Raw genomic sequence first — 16690 nt, 5'->3', positions numbered from 1 at the left:
TGGACGATGACCACCACCAAGCACCGCGAGGTAGCCCGGCTGGACCGGGTGCCGTTGCCAGTCGAAGCTGCCCGCATCGGCGTGACGGGTTGGCAGCTCGCCCGCACCGGGGCGCGGGTCGTCAGCAATCTGCGCGGCCGCGGCTCGCTGCAGGAGAAGATCGTCAGGCAGATCCCGCAGACCTTCGCCGACCTCGGGCCCACCTACGTCAAGTTCGGCCAGATCATCGCTTCGAGCCCCGGCGCCTTCGGCGAGCCGATGAGCCGCGAGTTCCGCGGCCTGCTCGACCGGGTGCCCCCCGCGGACACGCGCGCCGTCCACGCCCTGTTCAAGGAGGAGCTCGGCGACGACCCGGCGAACCTGTACAAGAGCTTCGACGAGGAGCCGTTCGCGTCGGCGTCGATCGCGCAGGTCCACTACGCGACGCTGCACACCGGTGAGGAGGTCGTCGTCAAGATCCAGCGCCCCGGCATCCGCCGGCGGGTCGCGGCCGATCTGCAGATCCTCAAGCGGGGGGCGCAGCTCGTCGAGCTGGCCAAGCTGGGTCGGCGACTGTCCGCGCAGGACGTCGTCGCCGACTTCGCCGACAACCTCGCCGAGGAACTCGACTTCCGGCTCGAGGCGCAGTCGATGGACGCCTGGGTCTCGCACATGCACGCCTCGCCGCTGGGCAAGAACATCAGGGTGCCGCAGGTGTACTGGGACCTGACCAGCGAGAAGGTGCTCACGATGGAGCGCGTGCAGGGCGTGCGCATCGACGACGTCGCTGCCATCCGCAAAGCCGGCTTCGACGGCACCGAGCTGGTGAAGGCCCTGCTGTTCAGCGTGTTCGAGGGCGGGCTGCGCCACGGTCTGTTCCACGGCGATCTGCACGCGGGCAACCTCTACGTCGACGACGACGGCAAGATCGTGTTCTTCGACTTCGGCATCATGGGCCGCGTCGACCCGCGGACCCGGTGGTTGCTGCGCGAGCTGGTGTACGCCCTGCTGGTCAAGAAGGACCACGCCGCGGCGGGCAAGATCGTCGTGCTGATGGGCGCCGTCGGCAACATCAAGCCCGAGGGCGAGGCCGCCAAGGATCTGGAGGCCTTCGCCACGCCGCTGACGCTGACGTCGCTCGGGGACATGTCCTACGCCGAGATCGGCAAGCAACTGTCCACCCTGGCCGACGCCTACGACGTCAAGCTCCCCCGCGAGCTCGTACTCATCGGCAAGCAGTTCCTCTACGTCGAGCGCTACATGAAGCTGCTCGCCCCCAAGTGGCAGATGATGACCGACCCGCAGCTGACCGGATACTTCGCCAACTTCATGGTCGAGGTCAGCCGCGAACACAGCGACGAATTGGACGCCTGAGATGGACATTCGCACCGGTACCGCCCGCTCGGGTGAGCTGGACATCTACTACGAGGACATGGGCGCCGAGAACGACCCCGCCGTCCTGTTGATCATGGGCCTCGGCGCGCAATTGTCGTTGTGGCGCATGGGTTTCTGCGAACTCCTGGTGAACCAGGGGCTGCGCGTGATCCGCTTCGACAACCGTGACGTCGGGCTCTCGAGCAAGGTGGAGGGCCGTCACAGCGGTGCGCCGCTGCTGCCCAGGATGGCGCGTTCGACGCTGGGGCTGAAGAGCCCGGCGGTCTACACGCTGGAGAACATGGCCGACGATGCCGCGGCGCTGCTGGATCATCTGCACGTCGAGAAGGCCCACGTCGTCGGGGCGTCGATGGGCGGGATGATCGCCCAGGTCTTCGCGGCTCGCTACCAGCAGCGGACGAAGACGTTGGCCATCATCTTCTCCAGCAACAATCAGGCGCTGCTCCCGCCGCCGGGACCCAAGCAGTTGCTCGCCGTCACCACCCGGCCGAAGGACACCTCGCGCGACGGCGTCATCGCCAACGCCGTCCGCGTCGGCAAGATCATCGGCAGTCCCGGGTACCCGCAGCCGGACGCGCAGCGCATCGCCGACGCCGAACGGGACTACGACCGGTCCTACTATCCGGCCGGTGTCGGTCGCCAGTTCGGCGCGATCCTGGGCAGCGGCAGCCTGCTGCACTACGACAGGCAGATCACCGCACCGACCGTCGTCATCCACGGCCGCGCCGACAAGCTGATGCGCCCGTCCGGTGGGCGCGCCATCGCCAAGGCGATCCGCCGGTCGCGGCTGGTGCTGTTCGACGGCATGGCGCACGATCTGCCGGAGCAACTCTGGGACGACATCGTCGGCGAGCTCAAGACCACCTTTGCCGAGGTTCCGTGATCGATCGACTCGCAGAGTCGCTGATTCGGCGCGCCGTGACCGACGGCGTAGAGTGCGCACAGAGCGCATCAGGGGCCGTGGCGAGTCATCGGCGACGACGCCGGGGCTGATCAGCCAAGAAAGGCATTACCCACTATGTCGACTACCCGTAAGAAGGGTGGCCTCAAGCCGCACTTCGAGGACGTACAGGCACACTACGACCTGTCCGACGAGTTCTTCAGCCTCTTCCTCGACCCCACTCAGACCTACAGCTGCGCCTACTTCGAGCGCGACGACATGACGCTGGAGGAAGCTCAGCTCGCCAAGGTCGATCTGGCCCTGGGCAAGCTGGGTCTCGAGCCGGGCATGACGTTGCTCGACGTCGGCTGCGGCTGGGGTTCGACGATGCTGCGCGCCATCGAGAAGTACGACGTCAACGTCATCGGCCTCACGCTGAGCGAGAACCAGAAGGCCCACGTCGAGAACGTCTTCGCCGCGCACGAGAGCCCGCGGACCAAGCGCGTGCTGCTGCAGGGCTGGGAGCAGTTCGACGAGCCGGTCGACCGCATCGTGTCGATCGGGGCGTTCGAGCACTTCGGCAAGGACCGCTGGGACGACTTCTTCACCATGGCCTACAAGGCGCTGCCCGAGGACGGGGTGATGCTCCTGCACACCATCACCGCACTGACGCTCCCGCAGATGACCGCGGCCGGGCTGCCGCTGACGTTCTCGATCGCGCGCTTCGTGAAGTTCATCCTCACCGAGATCTTCCCCGGCGGGTATTTGCCGACCACCGAGATGGTCGGCGAGCACGGCACCAAGGCCGGGTTCAACCTGACCAGGACGCAGTCACTGCAGAAGCACTACGCCAGGACGCTCGACACGTGGTCGGCCGCGCTGGAGTCGCACCGCGACGAGGCCATCGCGATTCAGTCCGAAGAGGTCTACGACCGCTACATGCACTACCTCACCGGGTGCGCCAAGGGCTTCCACGAGGGCTACATCGACGTCTGCCAGTTCACGCTCGCCAAGTAACTCGACGCGATGTGGAGTGCGACACCCGCGAAACGCTAGGGTGTAGCGCTAGTTGCATGTGTCGTGGCCTTCTGCCGCGTAGGGTGCGGGACACATCGCGCCCGATTCGCCAGTGGGCGCCATAGCAGCTTGATGACGAAAGGCCTAGCAGGAAAACCATGTCTGACATTTCAACTGGCACGAAGGACCTGACTCCCCACTTCGAGGACATTCAGGCGCACTACGACCTGTCGGACGACTTCTTCGGCGTGTTCCAGGATCCGACGCGCAAATACAGCTGCGCGTACTTCACCGGTCCGACCGTCTCGCTGTCCGAGGCGCAGATCGCCAACGTCGACCAGCACCTCGACCGGCTCGACCTCAAGCCGGGGATGACGCTGCTCGAGGTCGGGTGCGGGTGGGGTCTGACCCTGCAGCGCGCGATGGAGAAGTACGACGTCAACGTCATCGGCCTGACGCTCAGCAAGAACCAGCAGGCGTACTGCAGCCAACTGCTCGGCGCGCTGTCCAGCGAACGCACCTTCGACGTGCGACTGCAGGGGTGGGAGCAGTTCCACAGCCCGGTGGATCGCATCGTCTCCATCGAGGCGTTCGAGCACTTCGGCTTCGAGCGCTACGACGACTTCTTCAAGATGTGCTACGACGTCATGCCCGACGACGGCCGGATGACCATTCAGAGCAGCGTCGCCTACCACCCCGACAATCTGCAGGCCCGCGGGCGCAAGCTGACGTTCGAGATGGCGCGCTTCATCAAGTTCATGCTGACCGAGATCTTCCCCGGTGGCCGCCTGCCGTCCACCGACATGATGGTCGAGCGCGGCGAGAAGGCGGGATTCACCGTCCCCGAGGCGTTGTCGCTGCGCAACCACTACATCAAGACCCTCGGCATCTGGGCCGGCCGGCTCGAGCACCACAAGGACGAGGCGATCGCCGCGGCCGGGGTCGAGAACTACGACAAGTACATGAAGTACTTGACGGGCTGCCAGTACTACTTCGTCGACGAGTCCATCGACGTCAGCCTCGTCACCTACCTGAAGCCGGGCGCGGCGGTCTAGCGCTGCTCCCGCGAACGACGCCCCGGCTCTCGACGAGTGCCGGGGCGTTGCCGTTGAGGCCACTCCAGCAACCTCCAGTTCGGCCTGCTGGACCCGGCTGTGCCAGGATGTCCCCGTGCAGCGGATCGATGTGGCAACGAGCGTCGGCACGCGCGTGATCGAGTTCGGCTGCGGGGACCAACCGTCGACTCTGCTGGAAAGAGGACGCTGATGCGACTGCTCGTCACTGGTGGAGCCGGTTTCATCGGGTCGAACTTCGTGCACCACGTCGTTGAGCACACCGACCATCGGGTCACCGTCCTGGACCGGCTGACGTACGCGGGCAACCGTGCCTCGCTGGCCGGCCTGCCGGAGGATCGCGTCGCGTTCGTGCACGGCGACATCGCCGACGCCGACCTCGTCGACGACCTCGTGGCGGCCGCCGACGCCGTCGTCCACTACGCCGCCGAGTCGCACAACGACAACTCGCTGCACGATCCCAACCCCTTCCTGCACACCAACCTCATCGGCACCTTCACCCTGCTGGAGGCTGCCCGCAAGCACGGCACCCGGTTTCACCACATCTCGACCGACGAGGTCTATGGCGACCTCGAGCTCGACGACCCTGCCCGGTTCACCGAGGAGACGCCGTACAACCCCTCGTCGCCGTACTCGTCGACGAAGGCCGGCAGCGATCTGCTGGTGCGCGCGTGGGTCCGGTCCTTCGGTGTCTCCGCGACGATCTCGAACTGCTCCAACAACTACGGCCCGTACCAACACGTCGAGAAGTTCATCCCGCGCCAGATCACCAACGTCCTGCGCGGGATTCGACCGAAGCTGTACGGCGAGGGGCGAAACGTGCGGGACTGGATTCATGCCGACGACCATTCGTCCGCCGTCCTGACGATTCTGGATGAGGGCCGCATCGGGGAGACCTATCTCATCGGCGCGGACGGCGAGAAGGACAACAAGACGGTCGTCGAGCTGATTCTGCACCTGATGGGCCGTCCCACCGACGACTACGACCACGTCACCGACCGGGCGGGGCACGACCTGCGCTACGCGATCGACTCCACGAAGCTGCGCGACGAACTCGGCTGGCAGCCGCGGTTCCGCGACTTCGAGGCCGGCTTGGCGGCGACCATCGAGTGGTACCGCGACCACGAGGAGTGGTGGGCGCCCGCCAAGGATTCGACCGAGGCGTTCTATGCCCGGCTCGGGCAGTGACCGAAGGGCCAGGCCGTGACTGAGTACGGAAAGGCGTTGCGCGCCAACGACACTCCCATCCCCGGGCTTACGGTGTGGGACCTGCCCGTGCACGGCGACAACCGCGGCTGGTTCAAGGAGAACTGGCAGCGGGAGAAGATGATCGCGGCCGGGCTGCCGGACTTCGGGCCCGTTCAGAACAACATTTCGTTCAACGACGCGGCGGGCACCACGCGCGGCATCCATGCCGAGCCGTGGGACAAGTGGGTCTCGATCGCTTCGGGGCGGATCTTCGGCGCGTGGGTCGACCTGCGGTCGGGACCCACCTTCGGTGCGGTGTTCACCGCCGAGCTGGACCCGTCGCGGGCGGTGTTCGTCCCCCGCGGTGTCGGCAACGCGTTCCAAACGCTGGAGCCCAACACGGCATACGTCTACCTCGTCAACGACCACTGGTCCCCCGATGCCCGGTACACCTCGGTCAACCTCGCCGACGAGACGGTGGCCATACCATGGCCAATCCCGTTGGCGCAGGCGGAGTTATCGGCCAAGGACATCGATCATCCGCGGTTGGCCGACGTCACGCCCGTGCCGCCGCGCAAGACCCTCGTCCTTGGCGCCGGTGGGCAACTGGGCCGGGCGCTGCGAGACAGCTACGGCGATTCACCGGACGTCGAATTCGCCGAACGTGCCGACATCGACCTCGGCGCAGCGGATCTCGAGACCGCGCGGCGCTGGCGCGACTACGACACCGTCATCAACGCCGCCGCCTTCACCGCCGTGGATGCGGCCGAGACCCCCGACGGACGCACGGCGGCCTGGGCCTGCAACGTCACCGGCGTCGCCGCCCTGGCCCGGATCGCAAGGGCGCACGCCATCACGCTGGTGCACGTCTCCAGCGACTACGTCTTCGACGGCACGGCCGAGCAGCCCTATCGCGAGGACGATCCCGTGTCCCCTCTCGGCGTCTACGGGCAGACCAAGGCCGCGGGCGATCAGATCGTGGGCACCGTGCCGCGCCACTACGTCGTGCGCACGTCGTGGGTCATCGGTGAGGGCCGAAACTTCGTGCGCACCATGAGTTCTCTCGCCGAGCGGGGTATCGACCCGTCCGTCGTCGACGATCAGTTCGGACGTCTGACGTTCACCTCGGAGATCGCCGGCGCCATTCGACATCTCCTCAGTGAGCGCGCGCCCTACGGGACGTACAACGTCACCGGGTCCGGACCCGTCATGTCGTGGGCCGACATCGCCAAGCGCGTGTTCGCCCTCGCCGGCCACGATCCGGACCGGGTGACCGGGGTGAGCACGGCCCAGTACTTCGCCTCGATGGAGGGTCCGGTAGCGCCCAGGCCCCGCAACAGCGCGCTCGACCTCGGCAAGATCACCAGCGTCGACTACTCGACCGCCGACGCCAGCACCACTCTGGAGCAGTACCTCCGCCAGGAGAGCCCGACCGCGTAGTCGGGCATCCTCGCGCCGCGGCGGCTAAGCCGCGTTCTTCTTGTCGCTGCCCGCGTCGCCGGTGTCCTTGGCGGAGTTGGACGTACCGGCGTCGGCCTTGTCGTGCGTGGTCTTCTTGGGCGTGGTCGTGGTGTCGGTCTTGGCGGTGCCGGTCTTCGTCGTGTCCGTCTTCGTGGTGCCGGCCGTCGTCGTGTCCACCTTCGTGGTGTCGGACTTGGTCGTGTCCGCCTTGGTCGTGCCGGTCTTCGTCGTGTCCGTCTTCGTGGTGTCGGCCTTGGTCGTGTCGGCCGCGGCGTCGGCCGTCTGATCGGCGGTGTCCGCGTCGTCCTTGGTGACGTCGGCGGTTTGCGCCGTGTCCGCTGCCGTCGCCGTCGTGGGCGCGGCGTCCTTGGTGGGCGCGTCCGTCTTGCTGACCGGAGTGGTCGTGGCGTCCGTCGAATCGGATGCGACGGCCTTCTTGGTCGTGATGTCGGTGACGGTCGCCGGCTCCCCCGTCTGCACGGGCGCCACGGCGAGCTTCGCGTCGGTCTTCACCGCGTTCGAGACGAGCGTCGAGGTCACCGTGGGCGTCGAGGTCGACGGAACGGGCAGAGACGAGATCCCGTGCTGCGCATCGTAGATACCCTGCGCGATCGCCTGCAGGAACTGTCCGGCGAACTTCACCGGGTTGAACGTCGCCGGGTTGAACGGCAGCAGTGACAGCGGCGTGGGCACGCTCGGATCGCCGGTCGTGTCGTAACCCAGGTCGATGAGCAGTCGTGTCACGGGCGACAGGAGGTTGACGACCGGTTGCAGCAGCGGCTTCAGCCCGGCAGGCGCCGCGCTGAGGAGGAGGTTGTAGATCGGCAGCGTCAGAGCGGGAATGGTGACGTAGGTGTTGCCGTACTGGTCGGTGCGGCAGTTCGCCGGACTGGCTGTACAACTGTCGGCGATGGCCAGCGTCTGGTCGGTGTAGCCGTAGGGAAGCGTCTCGGTCGGGCCGTTGCCGTTGGGCGCCAGGTAGTAACCGTGGACGTTCTCGAACGCGGCGAGCGCGTTGATCAGCGCGAAGGCGTTGCCAAAGTACCTGGGCGCGTTGACGACTGGATCGTATTCGAAGCCGTAGCTGGTGTACTTCACACCGGTGTCGGGGTTCATCGGCGGGTTGAACGAGATGTTGAGGAAGGGGATGTACTTCAGGAACGCGAGGCGCTGCCAGAGTCCGCCGTCGGGGTTCTCGATCCCGCCGATGGTCACCACCTGGATGCGCGCCTTCTGCGCGTCGGTCAAGCCGTTGATGTAGGAGTTCAGGGCATCGGCGACGACGGCCCCGCCCTGGGAGTAACCGAAGACGACGACCTGCTGGGTCGGATTGTTCGGGTCGTTCAAGGCGGCGTTGATGGCGGCGTCGAGGTTCGTCGTCCCCTGGCCCACGGAGTCATCCCAGGTGTTGCAGCGGCCCGGCACGCACCAATTGGGGATGAAGGCCAGCGGGAAGAACGAGGCGGGGTAGTTGATGCCCTGCAGGTTCGCGTCCGGGCAGCCCGAGCCGTCGGCGCCGCATGCGGTGGTGGTGAGGTATCGATCGCGCGCCTGCGTGAGGTACCCGGCGACGATGTTCGCGTTGGGCGTGCCCGTGCCCGGGACGATCAGGGCCACCGCGCCATAGGCCAAGGCCGCGGTGAACGCCGACCCGATCGCGAGGATGACGGTGCCGAGCACCGCGAGGAACGTGACTGCCACCGACCGGGTCATGCGACGCATGTGAAGAGCCTCCGAATACCGCTTACTGGAGTCGCGCGATCGCCGACCCCCTGGGCATGCTCGCACAGCGATGGGTACGGCGTGCAGCAATTGACCTTAGTGTCAGAACGCGTCGGGGCGGGGTGCGGTTGCACGGGCGGGCGATCCGCGGATCCCCGAGGCTCACACCAACTGGCGCACCAGACCCCGGTAGATCCCAGCGAGTGCGTCGACGTGGGTCGGCCACGAGAATCGTTCGGACGCGACCTGGTACGAGTAGGCGGCCATCCGGCTCAGCGTGGCCTCGTCCGATGCGATGGCCTCCAGCGCCGCACGCACGCTGTCGACGTTCGGGGGCACCAGTGCGACGCGCGTCGGGTCCAGCTCGAAGACGTCGTAACCGGGGTCGTCGGAGGTGACCACCGCGAGTCGCGACGCCATGGCCTCCTGCACCGTCAACGGGAAGCCCTCGGAACTCGAGGGCAGGACGAAGATGTCGGCCGCGCGGTACAGGTCGGCCAGTTCGGCCTGGCTGCGGAGTCCGAGGAACACGGCGTTGGTGCCGGCGCGGTCGCCGGCCGAGGGTTCCCCGCCCGCGAGGAGCATGCGGTACAGGGGCGAATGGCATTGCAGCAGGATGTCGTAACCCTTCTTGGGCACGAAGCGACCGGCGAACAGCACGAGAACGGCGTTCGCGGGAAGACCCATCTCCTGCCGCAGTCGCCGCTTCAGTGCGACGTTCGCCGGGTGGAACACCTCCGTGTCGACGCCGTTGGGAATGAAGGCCACCTGCTCGTCGGTGGCACCCAACCCGCGAAGGAAGCACAGCACCCGGGAGTTGAAGTAGATGATCCGCCGAGCGGTACGAATCAGCGCTCGCCCGGCAGTCGCGTAGACGGCGCGCTGGACCGCGACCACGAACTTGTTCGGGTGGTCGATGAGACCGACGTGGTGGGTCAGCACGAGCGGCTTCCGCAGCAGCAGGCAGCCGAGGCCCGCCAACCACGACGTCAGGTAGAGCGTGTCGTGCACGTGGACCACGTCGGCGCTGCGAATCAATTCGACGAAGGTCTTGATCGACGACGGGCCGACGATCGGGAAGGGCACCCCGGTCCGTCCCTCGATGCCGTTCCAGGCCCGCACGCGCGCGACCGTGTATCCATCGAGCCGACGACGGCCGGCCGGCTCACCGATGGCCGTCGTCACCACCGTGACGTCGAATCCGGCGCGGGCGAGGTGCCTGGCCTCCTCACGGGCAACGTTCTCGATGCCACCCAGGTGTGGGGGGAAGTAGTGGCTGACGATGAGGACGCGCTCACTCACCGGCGGTGACCCGTCTGCGACTGAAGTGGACGACGAGGGCGGTGACGGCGCAGAGTGCCATCGCCGTCTGTCCGGCGAACCAGGCCCAACCAACCCACTCCAGACCGCGATGACCCCACGACTGGGCCAAACCCACTGTCGTGACGGCGAATACGACGTTCGCTGCGATGAGGCTCTTCATCAGCCGCAGGACCTTCAGCATGTAGGCCGCCAACGTCCCCACTGCCACCGGAATGGCACCAATGGCCAGGATGCGCAACACGTCTTGCCCATGCGTCGCATAGTCGCGGCCGAAGGCAGCCATGATGAGCGGCGCACCGACGACGACCACGACCACGGCGACCACTTGCAGTGCGGCCTGCAGCACGAAGGCACGCCTGCCGAGGTCGAGCAGCCGTGTCTCGTCCGATGATGAACCCTCCGCGAACAGTGCCTGGCCGACGGACTGGGAGATCCCGTTCACCGTGTTGGCCACCTGGAAGGCCAGGTAGAAGTACGCCGCGCTGGCGCTTCCCAGCGTGTGCAGCACGATCAACGGAAGCACCATGGCGGGTGCGAAGTTGAGCGCATTCGAGACGTAACTGGAGATCGAATACCGCTGGTGTTCCCGCGGGATCGCGTTCCTCCGCTGAAATACGAAGCGAAAGTTCAGGATTCGCTTGAGGCAGTAGAGGCTCGCGACGAGGGCGACGACGTAACCCGCGGCCACCGACCCGAAGACGCCGAAGGCGCCGAGACCGATGAGCGCGAAGGGCAAGACGACCTTCGTCATGCCTTGGACGAATCCGTTCAACAACAGGTTGTACTCCGGCTTGCGCGCACCGAGGAACATGGCATCCGTGAGCTGGTTGGCACTCGCCGCGGCACCGGCGATCACGAAGCCGATCGCGCACAGCAGGTCACCGCGGACGAATGCCAGCTCCGGCGCGTAGAACGGCACGAACAGGACGTACAGGCCAGACAGCAGCAGACCCAAACCTCCTGCCACCAAGAGGGATTGACTCAACGGCGCGTTGTAGTCCTTGGCATGCATGGTGAAGCGCACGATCGTTCCGTCCAGCCCGAGTGGCCCGAGGAAGGCGATCAGTGTCGTGGCGGCGATCAGCGACGTTCCGGCACCCACGTCGGCGGGGCTGAACACGCGGGCCACGACGATGGAGAAGCCAAACCCCAGCCCTGCCATCGCGGCGGTCGTCGCCATGAGGAGGATCGAACTCCTCACCAGCCGGTCGTCACCGGAGGCATTGATCCGCTGCGGGGTGGTCGTCATCGGATCCCCGTCCTCGAGGTGTGCGTGGACGTCCTGAGCAAGACGAACGAGCAGATCGACGTGGCGAAGGCGAGCACCAGGGTCATCCGTTCCGTCGGCCAGTTCGCGAGGTGGGTCAGCGCCATCGTCAGGGTCTCAGGATGGGTGACCGTTCCCACCATCAGGTAGATCGCGATCACCGTCGAGTAGCCGAACACCGTGCCGAGAACGACCCGTGAGACGGACCGACCCCTCAACAGTCCGCTCACCAGGCATGCCGCCGCCGACAGCCCGAAACACCCAATTCCCACGGTGTCCCGGCGCAGGGGCACCCACGAAATGATGTGCAGCGGAAGGTCGTTGGGCCGCACCGTTCCGATGATGGCCACGTATAGCCAGACCAGGGCCGCGACGACGGCGACGGTCTCCCCGAGCACCGTCGCGATGGGTGAGGCGACTCTCGGTCTCGGCTGGTCGCTCCTCGGGCGTACGTCGACCGTCATCGGTAGACCCTGGCGCCGTTACTGCTGTAGATCAGGCTCTTGTTCTCGTCGAGGAAGCCGACGGGATACTCATACTCCACGCGTTTGCCGAGATAGGTGAAGGCCGCCTTGCCCGTCTGCAGGGCCGTGGACCCCAGGAAGACGTACGTGTTCTGGCGAACCCAGGTCGGGAGGATTTCGTCGTTGGCGTCCCAATAGTTCTCGATGCCAAGGGCATATCGGGCCGTGGACGCCTCTGCCTGCACCTCGCGACTGGAACCGTGATTGAGCTGACCTCGCAGCCAGGCCATCGCCGACATCTCCTGCATGTCGAGGTACTGGGTGTCGTAGTACGCACCGGAGTTGCTGAGGTGCAATGCCGGCGGGTAGCCGCCGAAGGGTTGCCAAATGATGCGCGTCACCAGAAGGAAGAAGGCCAGGGCCACTCCCAGCGCAACGGCCTGAGATCCCCGCCGACCGAGCCACGCAAACGTCGTGACGGCGCCGACGGCCATGAACGGCGCCAGCCAGAACAGACATTGCTCCAACGTCCGGTAGACGCCGTATTGCGCTGCGGCGTAGGGCACGAGGACTTGGATGCCGACGAGACTGACGCCGGCGACGGCTCCGGCGATGAATTCAACGCTGGGGCTGAAACCCCTCGCGCGCCGGAGGACGACGACGAACACGCCGACACCGATGAAGATCTGCAGGATGTCCGCCGACCAACTGCGGAAGTCTTCGTTGACGGCCGCGATGTCGAACCCTCGCCTTTCGACGGCCCTGCCCCAATCGGTCAGGGGTGCCAACTCGGCGGGCACCGCCTTCAGTGGGTACCGGTTCACCTCCGACAACGGGTAGTTCTCGCCGCTGGCGCGTCCGTTCGCCGATTCCTTGCGCAACTCGGCGTCGTAGCGGTCGAGCACCGGTTGCGGTTCGTCCTTCGCGCCGCCGAACAAGCTGTAGAGGGTGTCGGGCTTGATGGCGTTCTTGTCCTGTCCGGCGAGCGAGGCACTCACCAGGTCATAGGTCTTGCCGACCTCGCTGCTGGTGCGCGTCACCACGCCGACCCAGAGGAAGGTGAGCACGACCAAGACGAACAGAACCGACCAGTTGACTACGGCCACAGTCGGTTTGATCGGCTTCCCGACTCTCTTCACACGCCGCGCTGCCATCGCGAACACGCGCCGTCCGCACATCAGCACCCACGTCAGGATCAGCACGCTCAGCAGGATGTACATCGTCGAGTAATGCGACAACATCACCCCGGTGCCGAAGACCGCGAAACCGATGCGGCGCAGTCTGATCGTCAGGCGGCCGTCGGTGATCAGCAGCAGCGCCACGCCCATGAGGAACAGCGCCACCTCCTCCCTGATCTCGAAGGGCATGTCGACGAAGTACGTCGGGAACGCAATGAAGAAGACGACGCCCAGCACGGCAACGGGTTTCGATGAGAACCGGCGCGCGATGAGATAGATCAAGACGGGACAGACCGCGTACAGGAGTTGCGCGAGCACCTTGAAGACGTACGCACCCGGGATGCCCGTCAACCGCTCCAGCATGGTCGGGAGAATGGTGATGCTGAGACAGGCGTTGTACGGTGCGCGGAACAGCCCGATGTCCCACGTGCCCTCTCGCAGCGCCATGTCGAACATCCGCATCTCGAGCTGGATGTCGTGACCGGATACGAACCAGCCCCGCAGCGAGGTCATGAACAGAAGCGCCAACGACACCAGGTAGATCGTGACGCCGACGGTGACGCCACTGAGCGTACGCAGCCACGCGAAGAGGCAGACGATGACGACGACCGCGACGAGGATCATCGCGGTGGTCACTCCCCCGCCCGCATGATTGTTGAGCCGGATGGCGCCAGCCACCGACGCGACCACCAGGAGCGCCGCGGTGATCAGCATCAGGCGGTCGCGCGTTCCGAATTGGACGTACATCACCGACCGGCTCTGCAGACTCAGTCCATCGAAGAGGCGCCAGCGTCTCCTGCGCCAGAGGGCAAGCCCCGCCACGACGGCAGCCATCGTGATCGCCACCGGCAGCCTGTCCAGCGGTCGAGAGACCCCCATCAGGGGCAGGACCGCGGTCGATGCGAGTCCGAGGAGCATCAGGCCCATCACGACGAGCCCAAGTGAATACAGCACGGCCTCGTGCAACGTCGTGGTGTCTGGCCAGTCGATCTTTGCCGTCAGCAGGAGGACGGGAACGCACACCGCGACGATGACGCCCGCGACGATGCGCAGGAGCAGCGGACCCGTGCCAAGGATGGTCACTGCCGCGCAGACGATGGTCACCAGGGCGAAGCCAAGGTCCCCGTCACCACGGAGCTGGGGCAGGCGGTCGGTGAGCGACTCGGAGTGGGACGTGGCCGTTGCGGTCATGATCGCCCCGTCGAATCGCCGGCACCGGTGGTGTCTTCGTGCGTTCCTTCGACCGCTCCGCGCGACAGCGAGCCACTGTGGTTGAGCAGCGTGGTCCACTGCGATTGCAGGAGGTGCAACCGTTCGGTGCGATCTTGCAGGTGGACGTCGACGGCCGTCCACGATGCCGAAATCGGCACGGCCACAGCGACTTGGCGGGTGATCGCATCGTCGTTCGGAATCGACATCGCCCCCGCCACCCTGGCGACCGGAACGCCCGCCGCGTCGGTCAACGCCACGGTGTACGGATAGACGGTGGTGACCCCCTCGTGGTTGGCGACGGTGAATTCGACGTTGACCGTGGCCACGTCACCGTCGGCATCCACCTCGACCGGTCGGCCCGTCGCGAAGTACAACTCCGTGTAGTCGGAGGGCTGCGGGATGAATGACAACGCCAGTTGATGGCGCACCGAACCATTGACGTCGATGGTCGCGCCGATCGCCACCAACGCCAGAATCGCCAGCAGCAGGCCGCGGAGTCGGTGCGTGGCCGACCGGGTGTCCGTCATCGACGAGGTGCTCATCGTCACGAAGCGGTCTCGAGAGCGGCTGACGGTTCCGTCGGACTGTTCATGAATGCTCTCCCTTGCCGGTCCATCGTGACGGTGTGCTGGCGGTACGGGGTTGGGGCGACCGCTGACCCAACCCCGTACCACCATTGGTTCGAACGACGACCTAGACCGCCATCTCTTCGCAATCCCCGGACGCGTCAGTGGTTTTCGGCGTCTTGTCCGGGTTTTGAGCTGACATCAGAGTGGGCTTCAGCAGCTGGGTCGGCTGCTCGATGACCACCGTCTCGGTCAGATCCTTCATCATCGACGTCGATCGGGTCGCGACGTCGGCGAGGTCGGAGTTCGCCAGAACGGTGGTGCCCACCTCGGTGAGGGCGCCCCATGCCGGCAGCCTGCGGCCGCGAACCCGATGCGAGAACAACTGCGAGGTGTTGACGACACCGTCTCGCCACGCGTTGAGCTTCACCGACCCACCCCGCACCCGGTACTCGATGGCGACCTCGTCGCACCGAAATCCCTTGAGATAGGCCTCGTGCTTGATCTCCTGTGAGAACGCCATACCGTTCGACCGCAGGTCGAGATGGTCCAGGATCTCCCTGCGGAAGATCCACATACCCGACTGCGAGTCGCGGAACGGCGATCGGAACAGCGTGCGGCTCAGACCGGTCAGCGCATGATTGGCGTACATGTGCGACCGCTTCATGGCTTGGCGGTCCCTGGTGCCCAGTCGGTTGGTCGACAGGAAGTCGAGTTGCTTGCTTTCGAAGTGCGCCAACAACTCTGGGACGGCGTCGAAGGGGTAGGTGCAGTCGGCGTCACCCGTGACGATGAGATCGCCACGTGCTGCGGCCAGGCCGGCGCGGTATGCGCTGCCGTAACCGCGGACCGACCGCCGCACCACACGTGCGTGGTGCGCGGCGGCGATGTGTCCCGTGCCGTCCACCGAGCCGTTGTCCACGACGATGAACTCGACGTCCCAGCCTGCCTTCTCGAAGGCGGCCAGCGGGATCGTCGCCATGACCCGCGGAATGTTCTCGGCCTCGTTGAGGGCCGGGATGACGATGGACAGCAATCGCATCCGCTGCCCATTGGGCCCACCGTCGTTCGACGATTGACCCGCAGACAATGCATGGCTGTGTAGCATTAGTGTTGCCTTCCTTGCGAGGTTGGTGGGCCGGGAGGCGGGCAGGGGTTCCAATCCGAAAACCCGCCCCCCGGTATCCAATTGCTGAATACAGCAGGGTTAAAAGCAGTACGGCGATCGTCCTTCGAACACACGACGTACGGGTGGCGCACCACCCGCTGATGTACGCCGCGGTCACCTAGGCCTCCTGTTCGATACCCACACCTCCCCCAGTCGGCCGAGTCAGATCGGTGGTGGCTACGTGGTCGGGTGACTGGTGCGCCCGTGACCAACATGCGTGCCCACCCGAAGGGGCGGCGCAGCGATGCGGCTCAGCCGAGATGCCGAAACCCGTTGCGTGGCAGTCGCTCTCAGGCCGATATTCCCCGATGAATAGCAGACTCCACCGAGCTCCATGGCCCGAGGGCTGCGACGGCGGCGACGGTGCGGCCGGCTCGCGACCAGGCCGGCCCGGTGCACCAGCCCTACGTGACAGCAAACGAGTCACAGCTTTGCCAGTTCCACCAGAAGCGGCGAATTAATTGAAAAACCCCACATGCGCGTTCCCCCAAACGCTACAAACAATGATCGGACGAGGCACGGCGTCGGAGCCACGTCCGCGTACTTCCTACCTCTCGCGGGGTCGCCAGCGCACCTCCGACATAGCAGGTGTGAGCAGAATCACAGGTTTAGAAATATCGTTTTGCTATACGTCGCACTCATTTGTGCTGTTCAACACGTCGTTGGCGGTGTTTCGCCTTCTCGAACCCTGGCGGCGACCGCTGTTACCAAAGCCAGCGGAATCGACACCTCCGTCAAGCAACGGTCGCACCTCGTCGCGTCGCACGCGTCGCAGATCCAACGCGGCGCCACGCCCG

13 protein-coding genes are annotated in these 16690 nt (G+C 65.8%); 6 read left to right on the top strand and 7 right to left on the bottom strand.

What is annotated here, in order from left to right; translation table 11 throughout:
- Positions 1 to 6 precede the first annotated feature (6 nt).
- The 6 genes from G6N60_RS05200 to G6N60_RS05175 all read left to right on the top strand — a co-directional run bounded on the left by G6N60_RS05200 (position 7) and on the right by G6N60_RS05175 (position 6972).
- Positions 7 to 1353, top strand: a complete 1347-nt coding sequence (locus tag G6N60_RS05200) for an ABC1 kinase family protein (protein WP_163733481.1) — start codon at positions 7 to 9, stop codon at positions 1351 to 1353.
- 1 nt (position 1354) lies between these two features.
- Positions 1355 to 2257: an alpha/beta fold hydrolase gene (locus G6N60_RS05195; protein WP_163733476.1), complete on the top strand. Its 903-nt coding sequence runs from the start codon at positions 1355 to 1357 to the stop codon at positions 2255 to 2257.
- Positions 2258 to 2392: 135 nt separating this feature from the next.
- Positions 2393 to 3271 (top strand): cyclopropane mycolic acid synthase family methyltransferase, encoded by an 879-nt coding sequence (locus G6N60_RS05190; RefSeq protein WP_163733473.1) that lies wholly within the window; start codon positions 2393 to 2395, stop codon positions 3269 to 3271.
- Between the two features lie 158 nt (positions 3272 to 3429).
- Positions 3430 to 4326, top strand: coding sequence for a cyclopropane mycolic acid synthase family methyltransferase (locus G6N60_RS05185; protein ID WP_163733471.1), 897 nt, complete (start codon positions 3430 to 3432; stop codon positions 4324 to 4326).
- Between the two features lie 210 nt (positions 4327 to 4536).
- Entirely contained in the window at positions 4537 to 5532 is a 996-nt protein-coding gene (gene rfbB / locus G6N60_RS05180; RefSeq protein WP_197746918.1) for a dTDP-glucose 4,6-dehydratase, read from the top strand.
- A 15-nt stretch (positions 5533 to 5547) separates the two neighbouring features.
- A complete protein-coding gene (locus tag G6N60_RS05175) occupies positions 5548 to 6972 on the top strand; it encodes a sugar nucleotide-binding protein (RefSeq protein ID WP_163733466.1) in 1425 nt (474 codons plus the stop codon).
- A 24-nt stretch (positions 6973 to 6996) separates the two neighbouring features.
- Here G6N60_RS05175 and G6N60_RS05170 read toward each other — a convergent pair whose 3' ends face one another.
- From G6N60_RS05170 to G6N60_RS05140, 7 genes are all read right to left on the bottom strand, one after another.
- Positions 6997 to 8715: a PE-PPE domain-containing protein gene (locus tag G6N60_RS05170; RefSeq protein ID WP_163733463.1), complete on the bottom strand. Its 1719-nt coding sequence runs from the start codon at positions 8713 to 8715 to the stop codon at positions 6997 to 6999.
- Positions 8716 to 8877: 162 nt separating this feature from the next.
- Positions 8878 to 10017, bottom strand: coding sequence for a glycosyltransferase family 4 protein (locus G6N60_RS05165; protein WP_163733460.1), 1140 nt, complete (start codon positions 10015 to 10017; stop codon positions 8878 to 8880).
- Positions 10010 to 11287, bottom strand: coding sequence for a lipopolysaccharide biosynthesis protein (locus G6N60_RS05160; protein WP_163733456.1), 1278 nt, complete (start codon positions 11285 to 11287; stop codon positions 10010 to 10012). Before G6N60_RS05160 ends, G6N60_RS05165 begins: the two co-directional genes overlap by 8 nt.
- Positions 11284 to 11769: a hypothetical protein gene (locus G6N60_RS05155; protein ID WP_163733454.1), complete on the bottom strand. Its 486-nt coding sequence runs from the start codon at positions 11767 to 11769 to the stop codon at positions 11284 to 11286. Before G6N60_RS05155 ends, G6N60_RS05160 begins: the two co-directional genes overlap by 4 nt.
- Entirely contained in the window at positions 11766 to 14138 is a 2373-nt protein-coding gene (locus G6N60_RS05150; protein ID WP_163733449.1) for a DUF2206 domain-containing protein, read from the bottom strand. The genes G6N60_RS05155 and G6N60_RS05150 overlap by 4 nt, the downstream gene beginning before the upstream one ends.
- Positions 14135 to 14686 carry a hypothetical protein gene (locus G6N60_RS05145; RefSeq protein WP_163733445.1) on the bottom strand — a complete coding sequence of 184 codons (552 nt, stop codon included), beginning with the start codon at positions 14684 to 14686 and terminating at the stop codon, positions 14135 to 14137. Before G6N60_RS05145 ends, G6N60_RS05150 begins: the two co-directional genes overlap by 4 nt.
- 166 nt (positions 14687 to 14852) lie before the next feature.
- Positions 14853 to 15767 (bottom strand): glycosyltransferase family 2 protein, encoded by a 915-nt coding sequence (locus tag G6N60_RS05140; protein ID WP_163733442.1) that lies wholly within the window; start codon positions 15765 to 15767, stop codon positions 14853 to 14855.
- Positions 15768 to 16690: the final 923 nt, after the last annotated feature.

It is taken from the genome of Mycolicibacterium madagascariense (genome assembly GCF_010729665.1).
Classification (GTDB): Bacteria; Actinomycetota; Actinomycetes; order Mycobacteriales; family Mycobacteriaceae; genus Mycobacterium; species Mycobacterium madagascariense.
Note: the sequence above shows the minus strand (reverse complement) of the source record. Positions and strands in the feature narration are given on the sequence as shown.